This window comes from Flavonifractor porci (genome assembly GCF_037572415.1).
GTDB lineage: Bacteria > Bacillota > Clostridia > Oscillospirales > Oscillospiraceae > Flavonifractor > Flavonifractor porci.
Map to the genome: position 1 here is coordinate 232,065 of NZ_JBBHLB010000004.1, position 15,165 is coordinate 247,229.

A 15,165-nucleotide genomic window follows, 5' to 3' on the forward strand; every position below is an offset into this window, starting at 1 on the left:
CTATGCGGACCGGCGGCATTCTGATGCACATCACTTCGCTGCCATCTCCCTACGGCGTGGGCACCATGGGCGCCTGCGCCCGGCGGTTCGTGGATTTCCTCCAGGCGGCGGGTCAGTCCCTGTGGCAGATTCTGCCCATCTGTCCCACCAGCTACGGAGATTCTCCCTATCAGAGTTTTTCCACCTTTGCGGGCAATCCTTACCTCATTGACCTGGACGATTTGGCTGCCGACGGCCTGCTGGATCGGTCGGACTATGAGTCTTTGGACTGGGGGGACGATCCTCAGCGGGTGGATTACGGCAAACTGTATCACAACCGCTACCCGGTGCTGCGGAAGGCGTGCAAGGCGCTGCTGGCTGCACCCACGGCGGACTACTGGACCTTCTGTGAGGAGAACTCCTTCTGGCTGGAGGACTATGCCCTCTTTATGGCAATGAAAGAGGCCAATGGTGGTGAGCCCTGGACGGACTGGGAGCAGCCGGTCAGGGACCGGGAGCGGGTGGCTCTCAATCGAGTACGCCGGGCCCTGGCCGCCGATCTGGCCTTCTGGAGAGGGGTGCAGTACCTCTTTTTCCGGCAGTGGAAGGCACTCAAGGAGTACGCCAACGGGCGGGGTATCCGGATCATCGGCGATCTGCCCATCTATGTCTCCGCAGACAGTGTGGATGTGTGGGCCCATCCGGAGCAGTTCCAGCTGGACGAGCACCGACGGCCCACTGAGGTGGCGGGCTGTCCGCCTGACGGCTTCTCCGCTGACGGCCAGCTGTGGGGTAACCCGCTCTTTGACTGGGACTATATGGAGCGGGACAACTTTTCCTGGTGGGTGCGCCGCATCGCCTATCAGTTTGAGATCTACGACGTGCTGCGCATCGACCACTTCCGGGGCTTTGATGCTTACTATGCCATCCCCTATGGGGAGCCCACTGCCCAGAATGGCCGCTGGCGGCAGGGCCCCGGGATCAAACTTTTCCAGGCCGTGGAGCGGGCCCTGGGTAAAAAGGATATCATTGCGGAGGATCTGGGCTTTCTGACTCCATCAGTCCACCGCCTTCGGGATGAGACCGGATTCCCCGGTATGAAGGTGCTCCAGTTTGCCTTTGACAGCCGGGATAAGGAGGGGCCGGCCTATCTGCCTCACAACTATCCGGCCAACTGTGTGGTCTATGTGGGTACCCACGACAACGAGCCCGCTATGGGCTGGCTGGTGACCGCCCGACCGGAGGATGTGGCTTATGCCCGGGAGTATCTCCACCTGGACCAACGGGAAGGGGAGAACTGGGGCATGATGCGGACGGTCTGGGCCAGTGTGGGCCGGTATGCTGTGGTACAGATCCAGGACGTGCTGGGGCTTGGCTCGGAGGGGCGGATGAATACCCCATCTACTTTGGGCCGCAACTGGACCTGGCGAGCGCCGGAGGGCTTTGACAGCCCGGCGCTGGCGGTCAAACTCCACCGGCAGATGGCACTGTACGGACGGCTGCCCCAAGCAGAATAAGAGCAAGAAAAAAGTGCGCGTCAGCGCACTTTTTTCTTGCCTGTTTGATATCACAGCATGGCGTACAGCAGTTTGGCAACCTCGCCCCGGGTGATGGAGTCGGCGGGGCGGATCAGATTGTTGTTGCCGCTGACCACGCCCTGGGTCACCAGGATCTGTGTGTAGGAGAGAGCCCAGGCGGGGACCTGACCGGCGTCGTCAAAGGTCAGATCATTGGCGGTGTAGCCCTTGACCTGGGTACGGCCCAGAATGGTGATGGCTTCAGCACGGGTGATGGTGGACATGGGGTTGGCCAGCAGCTGACCGCCGCTGGAGGCGCCCTGAAGGATACCCAGGCTGTACATAGCCTTGATCTCGCTGAGGGCCCAGGAGGGGATGGCGTCGGCGTCGGCAAAGGGCAGCTCCACATTGGCGTACTGCTCCAGATCCAGGCCCATCCACCGGGCCGCCAGGGCAAAGAACTCCGCCCGGGAGATGTTCTTGTTGGGTTCGTACTGAGGGGTATTTCCACCGGTGCCCTGGGAGATGCCCTGGTCGTACAGGAAGGTGGCGTAGGGCTCTGCCCAGTGGCCGGTCATATCGCCGAAGGGACTGGGCCGACTGGAGGAGGGCTTCACGTCGGCGGATGCCCGGGCAAGATTGCCGCTTGCATCGGAGGCAGTGACGGTGGCCCGGTGATAGCCGTTGTCAGCGGCAGGCAGGGTGGCGGTAAGCGTGCCGGTGGCTTCATTCCAGCTGGCAGTCAGGGGCTTGCCGTCATAAGTGAGGGCCACATTGCTCTGAGGAATGCTCTTGTCCAGATCATCCTTGACTGTGGCGGTGAGCTGGGTGCCCTTTACCGACACGGAGACAGTGGGGGCGATGCTGTCGGTAACCTGCTGATTGGCGGTGACCAGCTGGTCCAGCCAGATGGAGCCCGTCTGGCGCTCCGCGCCGCCGCCGTAGATCACATCCAGGCTGGACAGAGTGGAGGTACCGGCGGGCAGCTGGACCATGACATACTTCCAGCCGGTAAAGTCCAGGGCGGTCAGAAGGAACTGCTGGGTCTGTCCATCCGGATCAGCGGCGGTGGCCATCAGGGTATTGCCAGAACCGTTGCCGTATACCCACATACCCAGCCAGCTTTCCCCTTCGGGAATGGAGAGGGAGGTAGACAGACTGGCGGAGCCGCTGGTGGCATCATAGGACAGCTTCAGGCTCTGGCTGCCGTTGTGTACGAAGTCCAGACCGGTTTCCTTCTCGGCGGTGGCGGTATCGGTGTTCTGGAAGGAAGACAGGTCGCCCTCACAGGTATCCAGGGTCTTGACATGGCTGGCAATGGTGACCGGGATGGTGACGCTCTTGCCGCCGGCGGAGACGGTGAGACTGCCGCTGCCGCTCTCCTGAGAGGCCTTAAGTACACCGTTAGCATCGATCGTGCCCAGAGCAGAGTCCAGGGACCAGGTAAAGCAGGTGTCCTGGGCAGTGAGTCCCAGGGTGCGGTAGGTGGCAGAGGCCTTCAGATCGATCTGCTGACCGGGATTGAGGTTCAGGGAGGTGATCTTGGAGCCGGTAGACTCACTGGAAATAGTGATGGCGTCCGGTGTGGCCACGGTGGTCAGATAGGCGGTGCCCGAGTGCTCACCATCTGTAGCGGTGACCTGGTAGAAACCGCTCTTGCTGCCGGCGGTAAAGAGCCCGCTCTCATCGATGGTTCCGCCGCCGTCAGAAACGGACCAGGATACCGTGTTTCCAGTGGTGGGATAGTAGTTGGTATCCAGGCCGGTAGCAGAGAGCTGAACTGTGGCGCCGGAGAGTAGCATGGAATCGGTGGGGGTCACATAGTAGCTGTCCAGCTCACCGGTGGGCTGAAGGGTGGTGGTCAGGAAGATAGCGGTGCTGTTGGAACGCTGGGAACCATCAGAGGGACGGTTGACCACCTGCATTCCGTTGGTGTCTGGATAGGTAGCGCCGATGGTGGTGGAGCCGCCGCCGTCCATGGCAATGGCCTCCACACAACCCAGTTCCACCAGTCGCTGAGCAGCCTGGGACAGGGTGCAGCCCACACTATAGCCGGACTGCTTGCCGTCCAGGGTGTAGAAGATCACGGTGCCGTCCGCCTTTACGCCAACTGCTGTCCAGGCGGTGCGCTCCGAGGGCAGGCCGGAGGAGACCACCTTGCCGTCGGTAACAATTTTATAAGTACCGCCCAGTGCCTGGTCCACGCTGTTCCACCGCTCATCGGTGCTGGTGATGGACAGGGTCACCGTGTCGCCGGGCTGGAGGGCGCGGAGCTTGGCTAGAATGTCGGCGTTGTCCTTGGCATTCATGGTGAGGACAGCCTTGCCCTCGGGAATGGCGATGCTGCCGGTGGATTCCAGCACTTGGTCCACGGTATACTGGACCTCCTTGCCGATGGTGGGCTGCATGGCGCTGGTGCCGCTGCCGTCGTCCACCGGGGTGAGGATCACATCCACACCGGGGTCGGTATTCTGGGTGGTGGAAGCGAAGTCAGAGGTGAGCAGGGTCAGCCCACCGCTGGTGTCACTGGCGGTGAGCTTGCGCACTTTGTTGATGGCGCCGCTCACCTTGTAAGTGGAGCCGCCGAAGGTGACAGTGGTGGAGAGGGCTGGCTGACCGATAAAGGCGGTACCGTCCTCGTGAAAACCGATGGCCCAGGAGTTGTTGTAGTAGGGGGTGGCACGTACTACGCCGTCGGTGACCAGCAGGCCTACTGTGGAGCCGGTGGAAAGTACATACCAGTCTCCGTTGATGCCGGAGACCACCCGCTTCCCCTGATTTTCCAGATTCTTGGCCATGTTGGACAGGGTGAGCCGGTCCAGTACCTTGTTTCCGTAGGCTACGGTAGGCACTACATTTTCATTGGGACTGTAAGAGATGTAGTACTCGTGGCGCAGATCGGAGTAGCTGTCACTCCAGAAAATGTTTTTGCCCAGGGTGGCACCCTGAGAGAGAGGGACCTGGCCTGTGTGCAGGTCCCAGCCCAGCGCGTATGAGGCCGACGCCGCAGTGACCGTCAGAGCCAGAGCCAGGCCTGCTGCGGCGCTTCGCCGGATAAAATGCTTCATGATCGTCCTCCTATGATCGGGTGAAAAGATATATACGTTATGTTAACACAGATACCCCCGCTTGTAAACAAGCGGGGGTATCTGAACCAAAATCTTTATTCTGAGTCCTCAGGACGCCCCTGTTTCAAGCGAGGAAGTGTCTTTTCCAGAGTTGCCTCCTCCTGGACTGCCAAAAGATCCCCAATGAGCTGATTGGATACCAGAAATCCCTTGGGAGTGAGGTGCCAGCGGCGGTCATGGCGTTCTGCCCAGCCGTGGCGCTCATAATCTTCCAGCTTCTGTTCAATGGGATCGAAATCCAGGAAAAATTCCCGGCGGTACTCCCACTCCTCGATTCCACGGGTGGTGCGCATCCGCAGCATGAGATATTCGCTGCCCCGCTCCCGGGAGGGGATCAGGTCGGAGGAGTCGATCACCACGCCTCCCTCCAAAACGCCGGAGATATAGCCCTCCAGGTCCCGGATAAAGGAGTAGCGTCGTCCGCCGAAGTCAGAGTGGGCGCCGGGACCAAAACCGATATAGGGCCGGCCCATCCAATACTTCAGGTTGTGGCGGGACTGATAGCCGGAGCGGGCGAAGTTGGAGATCTCATACTGGCGGTAGCCCTCTTGTTCCAGCCGTTCCACCGTCCAGAGGTACATATCTGCCTGAGCGTCATCATCGGGTAGCTTTTCGCCCCGGGAGACCCGGTAGTCCAGAGGGGTACCCGACTCCACCTTCAGACCGTAGCAGCTCAAATGCTCCGGTTTGAGGGAGAGAACCTGCTCCACTGTGTCCTGCCAGGCGGTCAGTTCCTGACCGGGCAGACCGTAGATCAGATCCAGACTCAGATTCTGGAACTTGGCCTGCCGTGCCAGGGTGACTGCCTGGACCGCCTGTTCAAAGGTGTGGGGGCGGTGAAGGCTCTGAAGAGCTTGGTCGCAGGCGGACTGAACGCCCAGAGAGAGCCGGTTGACACCGGCCCGGCGGAGGGCTTGGAGCATTTTTAAATCCACGCTGTCCGGATTGCACTCCACGGTGATCTCCGCGTCCTTGGCTAGGTCAAAGCGCTTGGCAATGAGCCGTAGCAGCTCCCGCAGCCGCTTTTCCCCATAAAAACTGGGTGTACCGCCGCCAAAATAAACGGTGTCAACCTGCCAGCCTCTGGCCTGAGGGGCGGTTTCCTTGAGATGGGCCAGTAAGGCCTTCTGGTAGTCGTCCATCCGTCCCTCTTGCCCAGCCAGAGAGTAGAAATCGCAATAGTCGCATTTGCTGCGGCAAAAGGGAATGTGGATGTAGATGCCCAGTTTTTCTGCCATAGACGGCGCCTCGCTTCCTGGAAAGGTGCAGTAGTGCTACCCAAGTATCACTTGCTCATCTAACTATTATACATGAAAAACCTCAATTTGAAAAGTACAGGCTGCCATGCTATACTCAAAAAGAAAGGAGGGGGGAGACAATGGCCCAACAGAACGGGCGGCGGCTGACGCTGACGGTGACCTCGGAGTGGGACGGAGAGAAGATCGACACGCTGCTGCGCCGGGAACTTGGATTGTCAGGCACCGTGATCAAGCGCATCAAGTGGCTGGAGGACGGTATCCTGCTGGACGGCGTCCGGGCCATCACCGGCCAGCGGGCAGCGGCGGGACAGGTCCTTTCCGTACGGGTGGACGATCCGGACCGGCCCGAGGTTGTGCTCCCCACGCCTGGGCCGGTGGACGTGGTCTATGAGGACCAGGACTTATTGGTGGTGAACAAGGCCCCCGGCGTACCGGTCCATCCCGGACCAGGCAATGGCAGAGAGACCCTGTGCAATTATATCGCTTATTATTACCAACAGAAGGGGGAAACGGCGGGGGTTCACCCGGTCCACCGGCTGGACAGAGGCACCTCCGGCCTGATGGTGATTGCCAAACACCCGCTGGCCCAGGAGCGGCTGAAGGAGCAGCTCCATACCGCTGCCTTTCGGCGGATCTATCTGGCGGTGTGTGACGGTGTGCCGGCGCCGGAACAGGGAAGGGTGGAGGTCCCCATCGGGCGGGTCCCCGGCTCTCTGATCCAGCGGCAGGTGGACCCGGCGGGCCAGCCCGCCGCTACCCGTTACCGGATGGTGGAGCGGACGGGGAACCGGGCGCTGGTGGAGCTGGATCTTGAGACAGGCCGTACCCACCAGATCCGGGTTCACATGGTCTGGCTGGGCTGTCCGCTCACCGGCGACTTCCTCTACGGCAGGGAGGACAAGGGCCTCATTGCCCGACCAGCCCTCCACTCATCGGAGCTGTTTCTGACCCACCCCATCAACGGGGTGCATCTCCGTCTGACCTGCCCGCTGCCGGAAGATATGGCGGCGCTGCTGAGGTAATAAGCGGCAAACACTATGCAGAGGGGATATTGTAACGCCATTCTTGCTTGTGCTACACTTGGTTCTGAAGTTCCGTCAGGGGTGTATCTGCCCTAATCTTACAAGGAAAGGAATGGATGAACATGAAGAAATGGATGGCAGCTTTGCTGGCAGCGGCTATGATGTGCGCTCTAGCCGCGTGCAGCGGCGGGGGGAGCGGCAAAACCACCCAGTCGCCCACGGGGAATGAGGTCGGAAACAATTCTCCGTCCCCTGCGGTGGAACCCACGGAGAGCCAGCCGGTAGAGGAGACGACCAAGCCGGCGGTGGAGTCCTTTGCCATTGGCGATACCATCACGCTGGACTTTGTTGAGATGACCTTCACCGAAACCGGGGTCGCCGAGGATATCAGAACAACCATTACCACCGACAATGGCGTAAAGATTACCCGTACCACCGGCCCTGAGCCGGAGAGCGGAAAGCAGTTCGTGTACATCAAGGGTACCATCAAGAATCTGGCCACCGAGGCCCTGCCGGTCTACGACTTCTTTGAAGGTAACTTTAAGCTGGACGACTACAACTTCGGCGTGACCGCCAACGAATGTGACGTCATTACCGCCGAGGGAGAGAGCATCTATGAGATCGATCCCCTGTCCACCGGCTCTTTCACCCTCTATGCGGCCATCCCCAATGAACTGGTGGAGAGCCACAACAGCAGCAGCTTTACCTTTGGTTTCTACGACCTGTTTGATAACGAGGAACTGGCCAGAAACCGGGCCTTTGAAGACGACCCCATCTCCATGTGCCCCTATCAGTATACCGTGGATCTGGGTGTGTAAAAAATGAAAAGCGGGTCTGCTGCGAAACAACGATTCACAGCAGACCCGCTTTTCTCGTCTCAGGAAAGTTGTGCGAAGAGATTGACCATCTCAATGGCGGATAGGGCGCAGTCATAGCCCTTGTTGCCCGCCTTGGTGCCGGCCCGCTCAATGGCCTGCTCGATGGTGTCAGTAGTGAGCACCCCGAAGAGCACCGGCTTGCCGGTCTGGAGGGAGGCCTGAGCCACGCCTTTGGACACCTCGGCGCACACATAGTCGTAGTGGGAGGTGGAACCACGGATGACGGCGCCCAGGCAGATCACCGCGTCATACTTGCCGCTCTGGGCCAGGTGGAGGGCGGCTACCGGGATCTCGAATGCACCTGGTACCCAGGCAACGTCAATGTTCCCGGTGGGAATGCCGTGACGTACCAGGCCGTCCTCCGCGCCAGAGAGCAGCTTGCTCACGATGAACTCGTTGAAGCGGGACGCCACAATGGCAATGTGCAGGCTTTCGCTGCCGATCAGTTTTCCTTCCAGAATGTTCATGTCAAATGCCTCCCTGAATCTTATCGTCGTCGGCCACCTGCTCCAGCAGGTGGCCCATTTTTTCCCGCTTGGTCCACAGGTAGAAATGGTCATGCTCCTGGGGTGCTGCCTCGATGGGTACTCGTTCGGTGATCTCCAGGCCGAAGCCGGACAGGCCGTAGATCTTGTCCGGATTATTGGTCAGAAGCCTCAGTTCCTTGACCCCCAGATCCCGGAGAATTTGAGCTCCGATCCAGTACTCCCGCAGGTCGGGGGCGAAGCCCAGCTTGATGTTGGCCTCCACCGTGTCATACCCCTGCTCCTGGAGGGTGTAGGTTTTCAGCTTATTGATGAGGCCGATGCCCCGGCCCTCCTGCCGCATATAGAGCACCACGCCACGGCCCTCTTTTTCGATGCGCTCCATGGCGGCGGTCAGCTGCTGGCCGCAGTCGCACCGCTGGGAGCCGAACACGTCTCCGGTAAGACACTCGGAGTGGACCCGGCACAGCACACCCATGCCGTCCCCAATATTGCCTTTGACCAGAGCCACATGGCTTTCGCCGGTAAGGTCGTTGGTGTAGCCGTAGATGGTGAAGTAGCCGTATTTGGTGGGCATTTTGGCCACCGCCTCCCGGACCACGTGCTTGTCGTGGAGGCGGCAGTAGTCCTGGAGATCCTTGATGGTGATGACCTTCACACCCCAGGCCTCTGCATTTTCCAGCAGCTCGGTGGTGCGCATCATGGTGCCGTCCTCCCGCATGATCTCGCAGCACAGGCCGCACTCAGCAAGGCCCGCGTGGCGGCACAGGTCCACCGTGGCCTCGGTGTGACCGTTGCGGGCCAGTACGCCTCCACGGCGAGCCACCAGGGGGAACACATGGCCGGGCCGCCGGAACTCCTCCGGTTTGGCGGTAGGGGAGGCGCACCGGCGGCAAGTAAAGCCCCGCTCCTCGGCGGAGATGCCGGTGGAGGTGTCCACATGGTCGATGGATACGGTAAAGGCGGTCTGGTGGTTGTCGGTGTTTACCTTTACCATCTGCTCCAGCCCCAGCCGGGCGGCTACCGCCTCCGACATGGGGGTGCAGATCAGGCCCTTGGCATGGACCGCCATAAAGTTTACGTTCTCGGTGGTGGCAAACTGGGCGGCGCAGATCAGATCGCCCTCATTTTCCCGGTCCGGGTCGTCGATGCACATAATGAGGTGACCGGCCCGCAGCTCCTCCAGGGCCTCCTCGATGGTGGCAAATCCCATGGTATGTATCCTCCTTTAAAATCCGTGTTGCGCCAGAAATTCCATAGTGATGCCGGAGGACTTGGGTGCCTCCCGGTCCAGCAGTCTGGCCACATATTTTCCTAAAATATCGGTCTCCAGATTGACGGCGTCTCCTGCTCTTCGGTTCAGCAGGGTGGTCTGGGCCCCGGTGTGGGGGATGATGGAGACAGAGAAGTCCCGGTCGGTGACGGCAGCTACCGTCAGGCTGATGCCGTCAATGGCGATGGAGCCCTTCTCCACGATGCCGGAGAGCAGTTCCGGGGCGGCGGAGATGGTGACCCACACCGCGTTGCCCTCCCGACGGAGGGAACTGACGGTACCGGTGCCGTCGATGTGGCCGGTGACAATGTGGCCGCCAAAACGTCCGTCTGCCGCCATGGCCCGCTCCAGATTGACCTGAGAGCCGGGATGCAGCAAGCCCAACCCGGTGCGCCGGAAGGTTTCGGGCATCACGTCGGCGGTAAAACCGGTGGGGGAGAGGGCGGTTACCGTTAGGCACACCCCATTTACCGCGATAGAGTCACCCAGTTTGGTTCCCTCCAGTACTATACGGGCGGCCAGTTCCAGGCTGCCTGCTCCCACTTTGCGGACGGTGCCCAGTTCTTCAATGATCCCTGTGAACATTCTGTATCACCTCATATTCCAGCAGCAGGTCCTCGCCCATGGGGGTGCAGGTGGGGGAAGAGAGCCGCCAGCAATCCTCCGGACAGTCTACCCCCCGGCCCTCCACCGGGCTTTTGGCCTCCGCTCCGCCGAACAGCTTGGGAGCCAGGTAACAGTATACTTTCTGTACCAGTCCCTGCCGCAGCATGGACTCATTGAGTCCGCCGCCCCCCTCCAGCAGCACGCCGTCGATCTCCTGTTTTCCCAGCTCTGCCATCAGGGCGGGCAGGTCCACCCGGCCGTCGGGGCCGGGCAGGTCCAGTACCGTGATCCCGTGGTCCTCCAGGGCAGCCCGCTTGTCCGGCATAGGGGAGGCACAGGCCATGATGGTGGGCACCTCCCTGGCGGTGCGGACCAAGTTGGAGGTGAGGGGGATGCGCAGCTGGGAGTCGCAGATGATGCGTACCGGATTCCGTCCACCTTCCATCCGGCAGGTGAGCCGAGGATCATCCTGAAGCACCGTGCCGATGCCTGCCAGAATGCCCCGGTATTGGTGCCGCAGAGTCTGGACATGAGCCCGGGTGGTCTCTCCGGTGACCCACTGGGATAGGCCGGTATGGCAGGCGATCTTGCCGTCGGCGGTCATGGCGTATTTCATGGCCACATAGGGGGTCTTGTGGGTGATGTAGTGGAAGAATACCGGGTTCAGGGTATCGCACTGGTCCCTCATGAAATCTTCTTCCACGTCTACTCCAGCTTGCCGCAGCAGGGTAGCCCCCTTGCCGTGGACCAGGGGGTTGGGGTCCCGGGAGCCGATGACCACCCGAACAATGCCTGCATCCAGAATGGCCTGAGTGCAGGGGGGCTGACGGCCCTGGTGGCAGCAGGGTTCCAGGGTGACGTACAGGGTGGCTCCTGTCGGGTCCTCTGTACAGGCAGCCAGAGCCTCCCGCTCGGCGTGAAGTCCGCCACAGCGGCGGTGCCATCCCTGGCCAATGATCCGGCCCTCCTTCACCAGCACCGCCCCTACCAAAGGATTGGGGCTGGTCCATCCGGTGCCCTGTTGGGCCAGCTTTATAGCCAGCGCCATGTAGTCAGTATCGTTCATATTCGCTTGTCCCTCCTTTTTCGGGACGAAAAAAGCGCCCCGAATTAACTTCGGGGCGCTGAGAAAGCAACTGCTGGGCAGGAAAAATGGTACCAAAAGAAAAAAGGGTACATCCATTCCCGCCGGCGTCTTCTTCCATCCAGACTTTAACTGTCGGTTTTGGAATTACACCAAATCCTGCGCTTGCGCGCTCGCGGACTTTACCGCCGATCGGGAATTTCACCCTGCCCTGAAGACTGCATATGAACTTGTTGGCCTTATCATAGCACTGCAAAAAAGTGTTGTCAACTACTTATCCACGCTGGGGATCTCGGTGGTATCCACCTCGTCCAGGTGATTCAGATAGTATTTGGTCTCTTTTGCAATGACGCCGGAGAGCAGAAGGACCGCTACCAGGTTGGGGATAGCCATGAAAGCGTTGAGGATATCGGCAATGGTCCACACCAGGTCCAGAGCCAGCACCGGGCCCACTACAACCACCGCCACAAAGAGGATCTTGTAGGGGAGAATGGCCTTTTTGCCCCACAGATACTGGGCGCACCGCTCACCGTAGTAGGACCAGCCCAGGATGGTGGACCAGGCAAAGGTGATGATGCCCACCACCAGGATCACCGGTCCCAGCACGGGGATCTGAGCAAAGGCCAGGGTGGTCAGCTGGCCGCCGTCTGCCACATCCGCCATGTTGATGGCAGGGTTTTTCATGATAGTGGATACCAGCACCAGACCGGTCATGAGGCAAACTACCACCGTGTCCCAAAAAGTGCCGGTGGCGGAGACCAGGGCCTGACGCACTGGGTTGCGGGTCTGGGCGGCGGAGGCCACCAGAGGAGCGGAGCCCAAGCCAGACTCATTGGAGAACAGGCCTCGGGCCACGCCGAAGCGCATGGCGATCATCAGACCCTGGCCCACCAGACCGCCGGCCACCGCGCCGGGGGTAAAGGCCAGATGGATAATAGCGTCGATGGCAGGGAGGATGAAGTCGTAGTTGAAGCCCAGAATGATGATACAGCCCAATACATAGAAGGCTGCCATGAAGGGCACCAGTTTTTCACAGACGCTGGCAATGGAGTTGATGCCGCCAATAATAACGATGGCAGTGAGCAGGCCGCCCACGAGGCCGATGATAATGGGCGGGATAGAGAAGGGAACGTTGTTCTGGATGACCTCGGCAATGGCGTTGATCTGGGTGCCGCAGCCGATGCCGAAGGAGGCCAGAGCGGCCAGGGCGGCAAAGAGGACGCCCAGCCATTTCAGGCCCAGGCCCCGCTCCAGGGCATACATGGCGCCGCCCTGCATCTTGCCGTCTGGGGTGCGCACCCGGTACTTCACGGCGATGAGGGACTCGGCGTACTTGGTGGCGATACCGAAGATGCCGGCGATCCAGCACCAGAATACCGCGCCTGGGCCGCCCAGAAAAATGGCGGTGCCCACACCGATGATGTTGCCGGTGCCGATGGTGGATGCCAGTGCAGTTGTGAGGGCCTGAAACTGGCTCACGTCGCCGGGGGAGTCGGGGTCACGGGTCACCGACAGGCGAATGCCCGTAAAGGTTTTGCGTTGGATAAAGCCGGTGCGTGCCGTCATAAACAGGTGGGTGCCGAAGAGCAGCACGATCATGGGAATGCCCCAGATAAAGTCGTCCAGCCAGTTGATGAAGGATACGATTACATCCATAGAAACCCCTCTTTTCTCTCTCGTTCTCTCTTATTTGTTCTGTTCCAGCCACTTTTTCAGCTGCTCGGCCATGGCGGAGCTGCCGCTGTCCTTCTGCTGCTCCTGCTGCTGGAGGTAGCGGCGCACATCTCCCTTGCCGGCGGATCTGCTCTCCCGCCGCTTCTTGAAGTCGCTGAGCCGCTCCCGGTAGCCGCACACGCAGGCGAAGAGCTGCTTATCCCCCTCGCCCCGCAGCTCCATCTTTTTGTGGCAGTTGGGGCAGCGGGCGTTGGTGGTCTGGGTGACCGAGCGGCGGTAGCCGCACTCACGGTCGGGACATACCAGCATCTTGCCCCGCTTACCCTTGACGCTGAGCAGGAACTTGCCGCAGTCGGGACACTTTTCCCGGGTCACATTATCGTGGGTATAGGTGGCGTCGCTGGACTTCACCTCGGCCACCAGATGGGAGGCGTAGCCCTTCATTTCACCCACGAAGGCGTCCTCCTTCTCCTTGCCCTGGGCGATGTCTCCCAACCGTTTTTCCCACTGGGCGGTGAGGGAGGCTGAGCGCAGGTCGGCGGGGGCCAGTCCCACCACCTGGACCCCCTTGGAGGTGGGTACCAGCTCTTTGCCGCGCCGCTCGATATAGAAGGAGGAGAACAGCTTTTCAATGATATCCGCCCGGGTGGCGGGGGTGCCCAGACCTCCGGTCTCCTCCAGGATCTTGCTCTGGTCCCGGTCCTGTACCTGAGCGGCGGGGTGCTCCATGGCGGTGAGCAGGGTGGCCTCGGTGTACCGCTTGGGAGGCGCGGTCTTGCCCACATTGGCCCGGACGGACAGCACAGGCAGCTTATCCCCCTGGCGCAGGTCGGGCAGAGACTGCTCCCGCTCCTCCTCGTCCTCCGGCTCCTCCAGATCGAAGGAGCGGTCATAGGCCGCCTTCCAACCGGGCTCCTTTACGATTTTACCCCGGGCATGGAAGGTCTCGCCGTCGATGGTCAGCTTGAGAGAGACCTCCTCATACTCGAAGGGGGGCAGCAGCACCGCCAGGAAGCGGCGGGCCACCAGGTCGAAGATGTTGCGCTCCGGACCGGACAGCCGCCACAGGTCCACCTGTTCCTCGGTGGGGATGATGGCGTGGTGGTCGCTCACCTTGGCGTTGTTCACCAGGTAGCGGGTCTGGAGGGGACGATGGCTCATGATCTGCCGGGCCAGAGGGGCGTATTCGTCGATCATCACGCTGCGCAGCCGCTCAGGCAGGGTGGGGACCACGTCGTCGGAGATATAGCGGGAGTCGGTGCGGGGATAGGTGAGGATCTTGTGGACCTCATAGAGGTTCTGCATGACGGACAGGGTCTCCTTGGCGGAGTAGGCGTACTTCTTGTTGGCGTCCCGCTGCAGCTCGGTCAGGTCGTAGGCGGCAGGGGGAGGCGTTTGCTTCCAGGTGCGCTTGACTTCGGTGAGCACGGCGGTCTTTCCTGTCAGTTTATTGACAAGGGAATCTGCTTGCTCCTTATTGAAAATACGGGCTTGTCCGTTTTTATCGCGCCATGTCGCTGTGAAGCCATTTAGCTTCACGGATACGGTGTAAAATTCCTTGGGCTGGAACTTGCGGATCTCCTCCTCCCGGTCCACAATGAGGGCCAGGGTGGGGGTCTGGACCCGTCCGGCGGACAGCTGAGCGTTGTATTTACAAGTGAGGGCCCGGGTGACGTTGAGACCCACCACCCAGTCGGCCACGCTGCGGGCCCGGGCGGAGTGGTACAGGTTGTCGTAGTCGGCGGCGGGACGCAGGTGGGCAAAGCCCTCCTTGATAGCCTTATCGGTCTGGGAGGAGATCCACAGCCGCTTGGCCGGCTTCTTCCAGCCCGCCTTCTCCATGATCCACCGGGCTACCAGCTCCCCCTCACGGCCGGCGTCGGTGGCGATGACCAGATCGCTGATGTCCCCCCGGCGCATCTGGGCCTGTACCGCCCGGAACTGCCGCCCGGATTGGGGAATGACCACCGTTTTCATTCTGTCAGGCAGCATGGGCAGAGTGAGCAGATCCCACTTGGCCCAGGCCTTGTCGTAGTCCTCCGGGGGCGCCAACTCCACCAGATGGCCCAGGGCCCAGGTGACGATGTAGTGTTCCCCCTCCAGAAAACCCTCGCCGGACTTTTTGCAGCCCAACACACGGGCCAATTCCCGCGCTACCGAGGGCTTTTCCGCCAATACCAATGTTTTAGCCATATAGATTCTCCTAACCGCCGGTAAACGGCGTTTTTGGGTGATTTTCAACGGTTGACTTTTGGATACC

The 15,165-nt window shown here is 60.7% G+C and carries 11 protein-coding genes and 1 riboswitch; of the genes, 3 read left to right on the forward strand and 8 right to left on the reverse strand.

Features of this window, described 5'->3' with window-relative positions; translation table 11 throughout:
* Positions 1-2: 2 nt before the first annotated feature.
* Positions 3-1,496, forward strand: a complete 1,494-nt coding sequence (gene malQ / locus WHJ28_RS05095) for a 4-alpha-glucanotransferase (protein WP_340040305.1) — start codon at positions 3-5, stop codon at positions 1,494-1,496.
* Between the two features lie 50 nt (positions 1,497-1,546).
* Here the strand turns inward: malQ and WHJ28_RS05100 are convergent, their stop codons facing one another.
* The gene (locus WHJ28_RS05100) at positions 1,547-4,564 is read right to left on the reverse strand and encodes a phosphodiester glycosidase family protein (protein ID WP_340040307.1); all 3,018 of its coding nucleotides are present in this window, start codon (positions 4,562-4,564) and stop codon (positions 1,547-1,549) included.
* 95 nt (positions 4,565-4,659) lie between these two features.
* Positions 4,660-5,862, reverse strand: a complete 1,203-nt coding sequence (hemW, locus tag WHJ28_RS05105) for a radical SAM family heme chaperone HemW (protein WP_340040310.1) — start codon at positions 5,860-5,862, stop codon at positions 4,660-4,662.
* 140 nt (positions 5,863-6,002) lie between these two features.
* On the opposite strand from hemW, the gene WHJ28_RS05110 reads away from it, so the two are divergent.
* Both WHJ28_RS05110 and WHJ28_RS05115 read left to right on the forward strand, forming a co-directional pair.
* The gene (locus WHJ28_RS05110; RefSeq protein WP_340040312.1) at positions 6,003-6,905 is read left to right on the forward strand and encodes an RluA family pseudouridine synthase; all 903 of its coding nucleotides are present in this window, start codon (positions 6,003-6,005) and stop codon (positions 6,903-6,905) included.
* A 116-nt stretch (positions 6,906-7,021) separates the two neighbouring features.
* Positions 7,022-7,723 carry a hypothetical protein gene (locus WHJ28_RS05115; protein ID WP_340040314.1) on the forward strand — a complete coding sequence of 234 codons (702 nt, stop codon included), beginning with the start codon at positions 7,022-7,024 and terminating at the stop codon, positions 7,721-7,723.
* A 59-nt stretch (positions 7,724-7,782) separates the two neighbouring features.
* Here WHJ28_RS05115 and ribH read toward each other — a convergent pair whose 3' ends face one another.
* From ribH to WHJ28_RS05145, 6 genes are all read right to left on the reverse strand, one after another.
* Positions 7,783-8,250 carry a 6,7-dimethyl-8-ribityllumazine synthase gene (gene ribH / locus WHJ28_RS05120; protein ID WP_340040316.1) on the reverse strand — a complete coding sequence of 156 codons (468 nt, stop codon included), beginning with the start codon at positions 8,248-8,250 and terminating at the stop codon, positions 7,783-7,785.
* Position 8,251: 1 nt separating this feature from the next.
* Entirely contained in the window at positions 8,252-9,481 is a 1,230-nt protein-coding gene (locus WHJ28_RS05125; RefSeq protein WP_340040318.1) for a bifunctional 3,4-dihydroxy-2-butanone-4-phosphate synthase/GTP cyclohydrolase II, read from the reverse strand.
* Between the two features lie 15 nt (positions 9,482-9,496).
* Complete coding sequence (locus tag WHJ28_RS05130) at positions 9,497-10,126, reverse strand: riboflavin synthase (protein ID WP_340040320.1); 630 nt, start codon at positions 10,124-10,126, stop codon at positions 9,497-9,499.
* On the reverse strand, positions 10,107-11,213 hold the full coding sequence (gene ribD / locus WHJ28_RS05135; protein WP_340040321.1) for a bifunctional diaminohydroxyphosphoribosylaminopyrimidine deaminase/5-amino-6-(5-phosphoribosylamino)uracil reductase RibD: 1,107 nt from the start codon (positions 11,211-11,213) through the stop codon (positions 10,107-10,109). Before ribD ends, WHJ28_RS05130 begins: the two co-directional genes overlap by 20 nt.
* A 123-nt stretch (positions 11,214-11,336) precedes the next feature.
* Positions 11,337-11,454, reverse strand: a riboswitch (FMN riboswitch).
* 47 nt (positions 11,455-11,501) lie between these two features.
* Positions 11,502-12,887, reverse strand: a complete 1,386-nt coding sequence (locus WHJ28_RS05140; protein WP_340040322.1) for an alanine/glycine:cation symporter family protein — start codon at positions 12,885-12,887, stop codon at positions 11,502-11,504.
* Between the two features lie 30 nt (positions 12,888-12,917).
* Complete coding sequence (locus WHJ28_RS05145) at positions 12,918-15,098, reverse strand: DNA topoisomerase III (protein WP_340040323.1); 2,181 nt, start codon at positions 15,096-15,098, stop codon at positions 12,918-12,920.
* Positions 15,099-15,165: the final 67 nt, after the last annotated feature.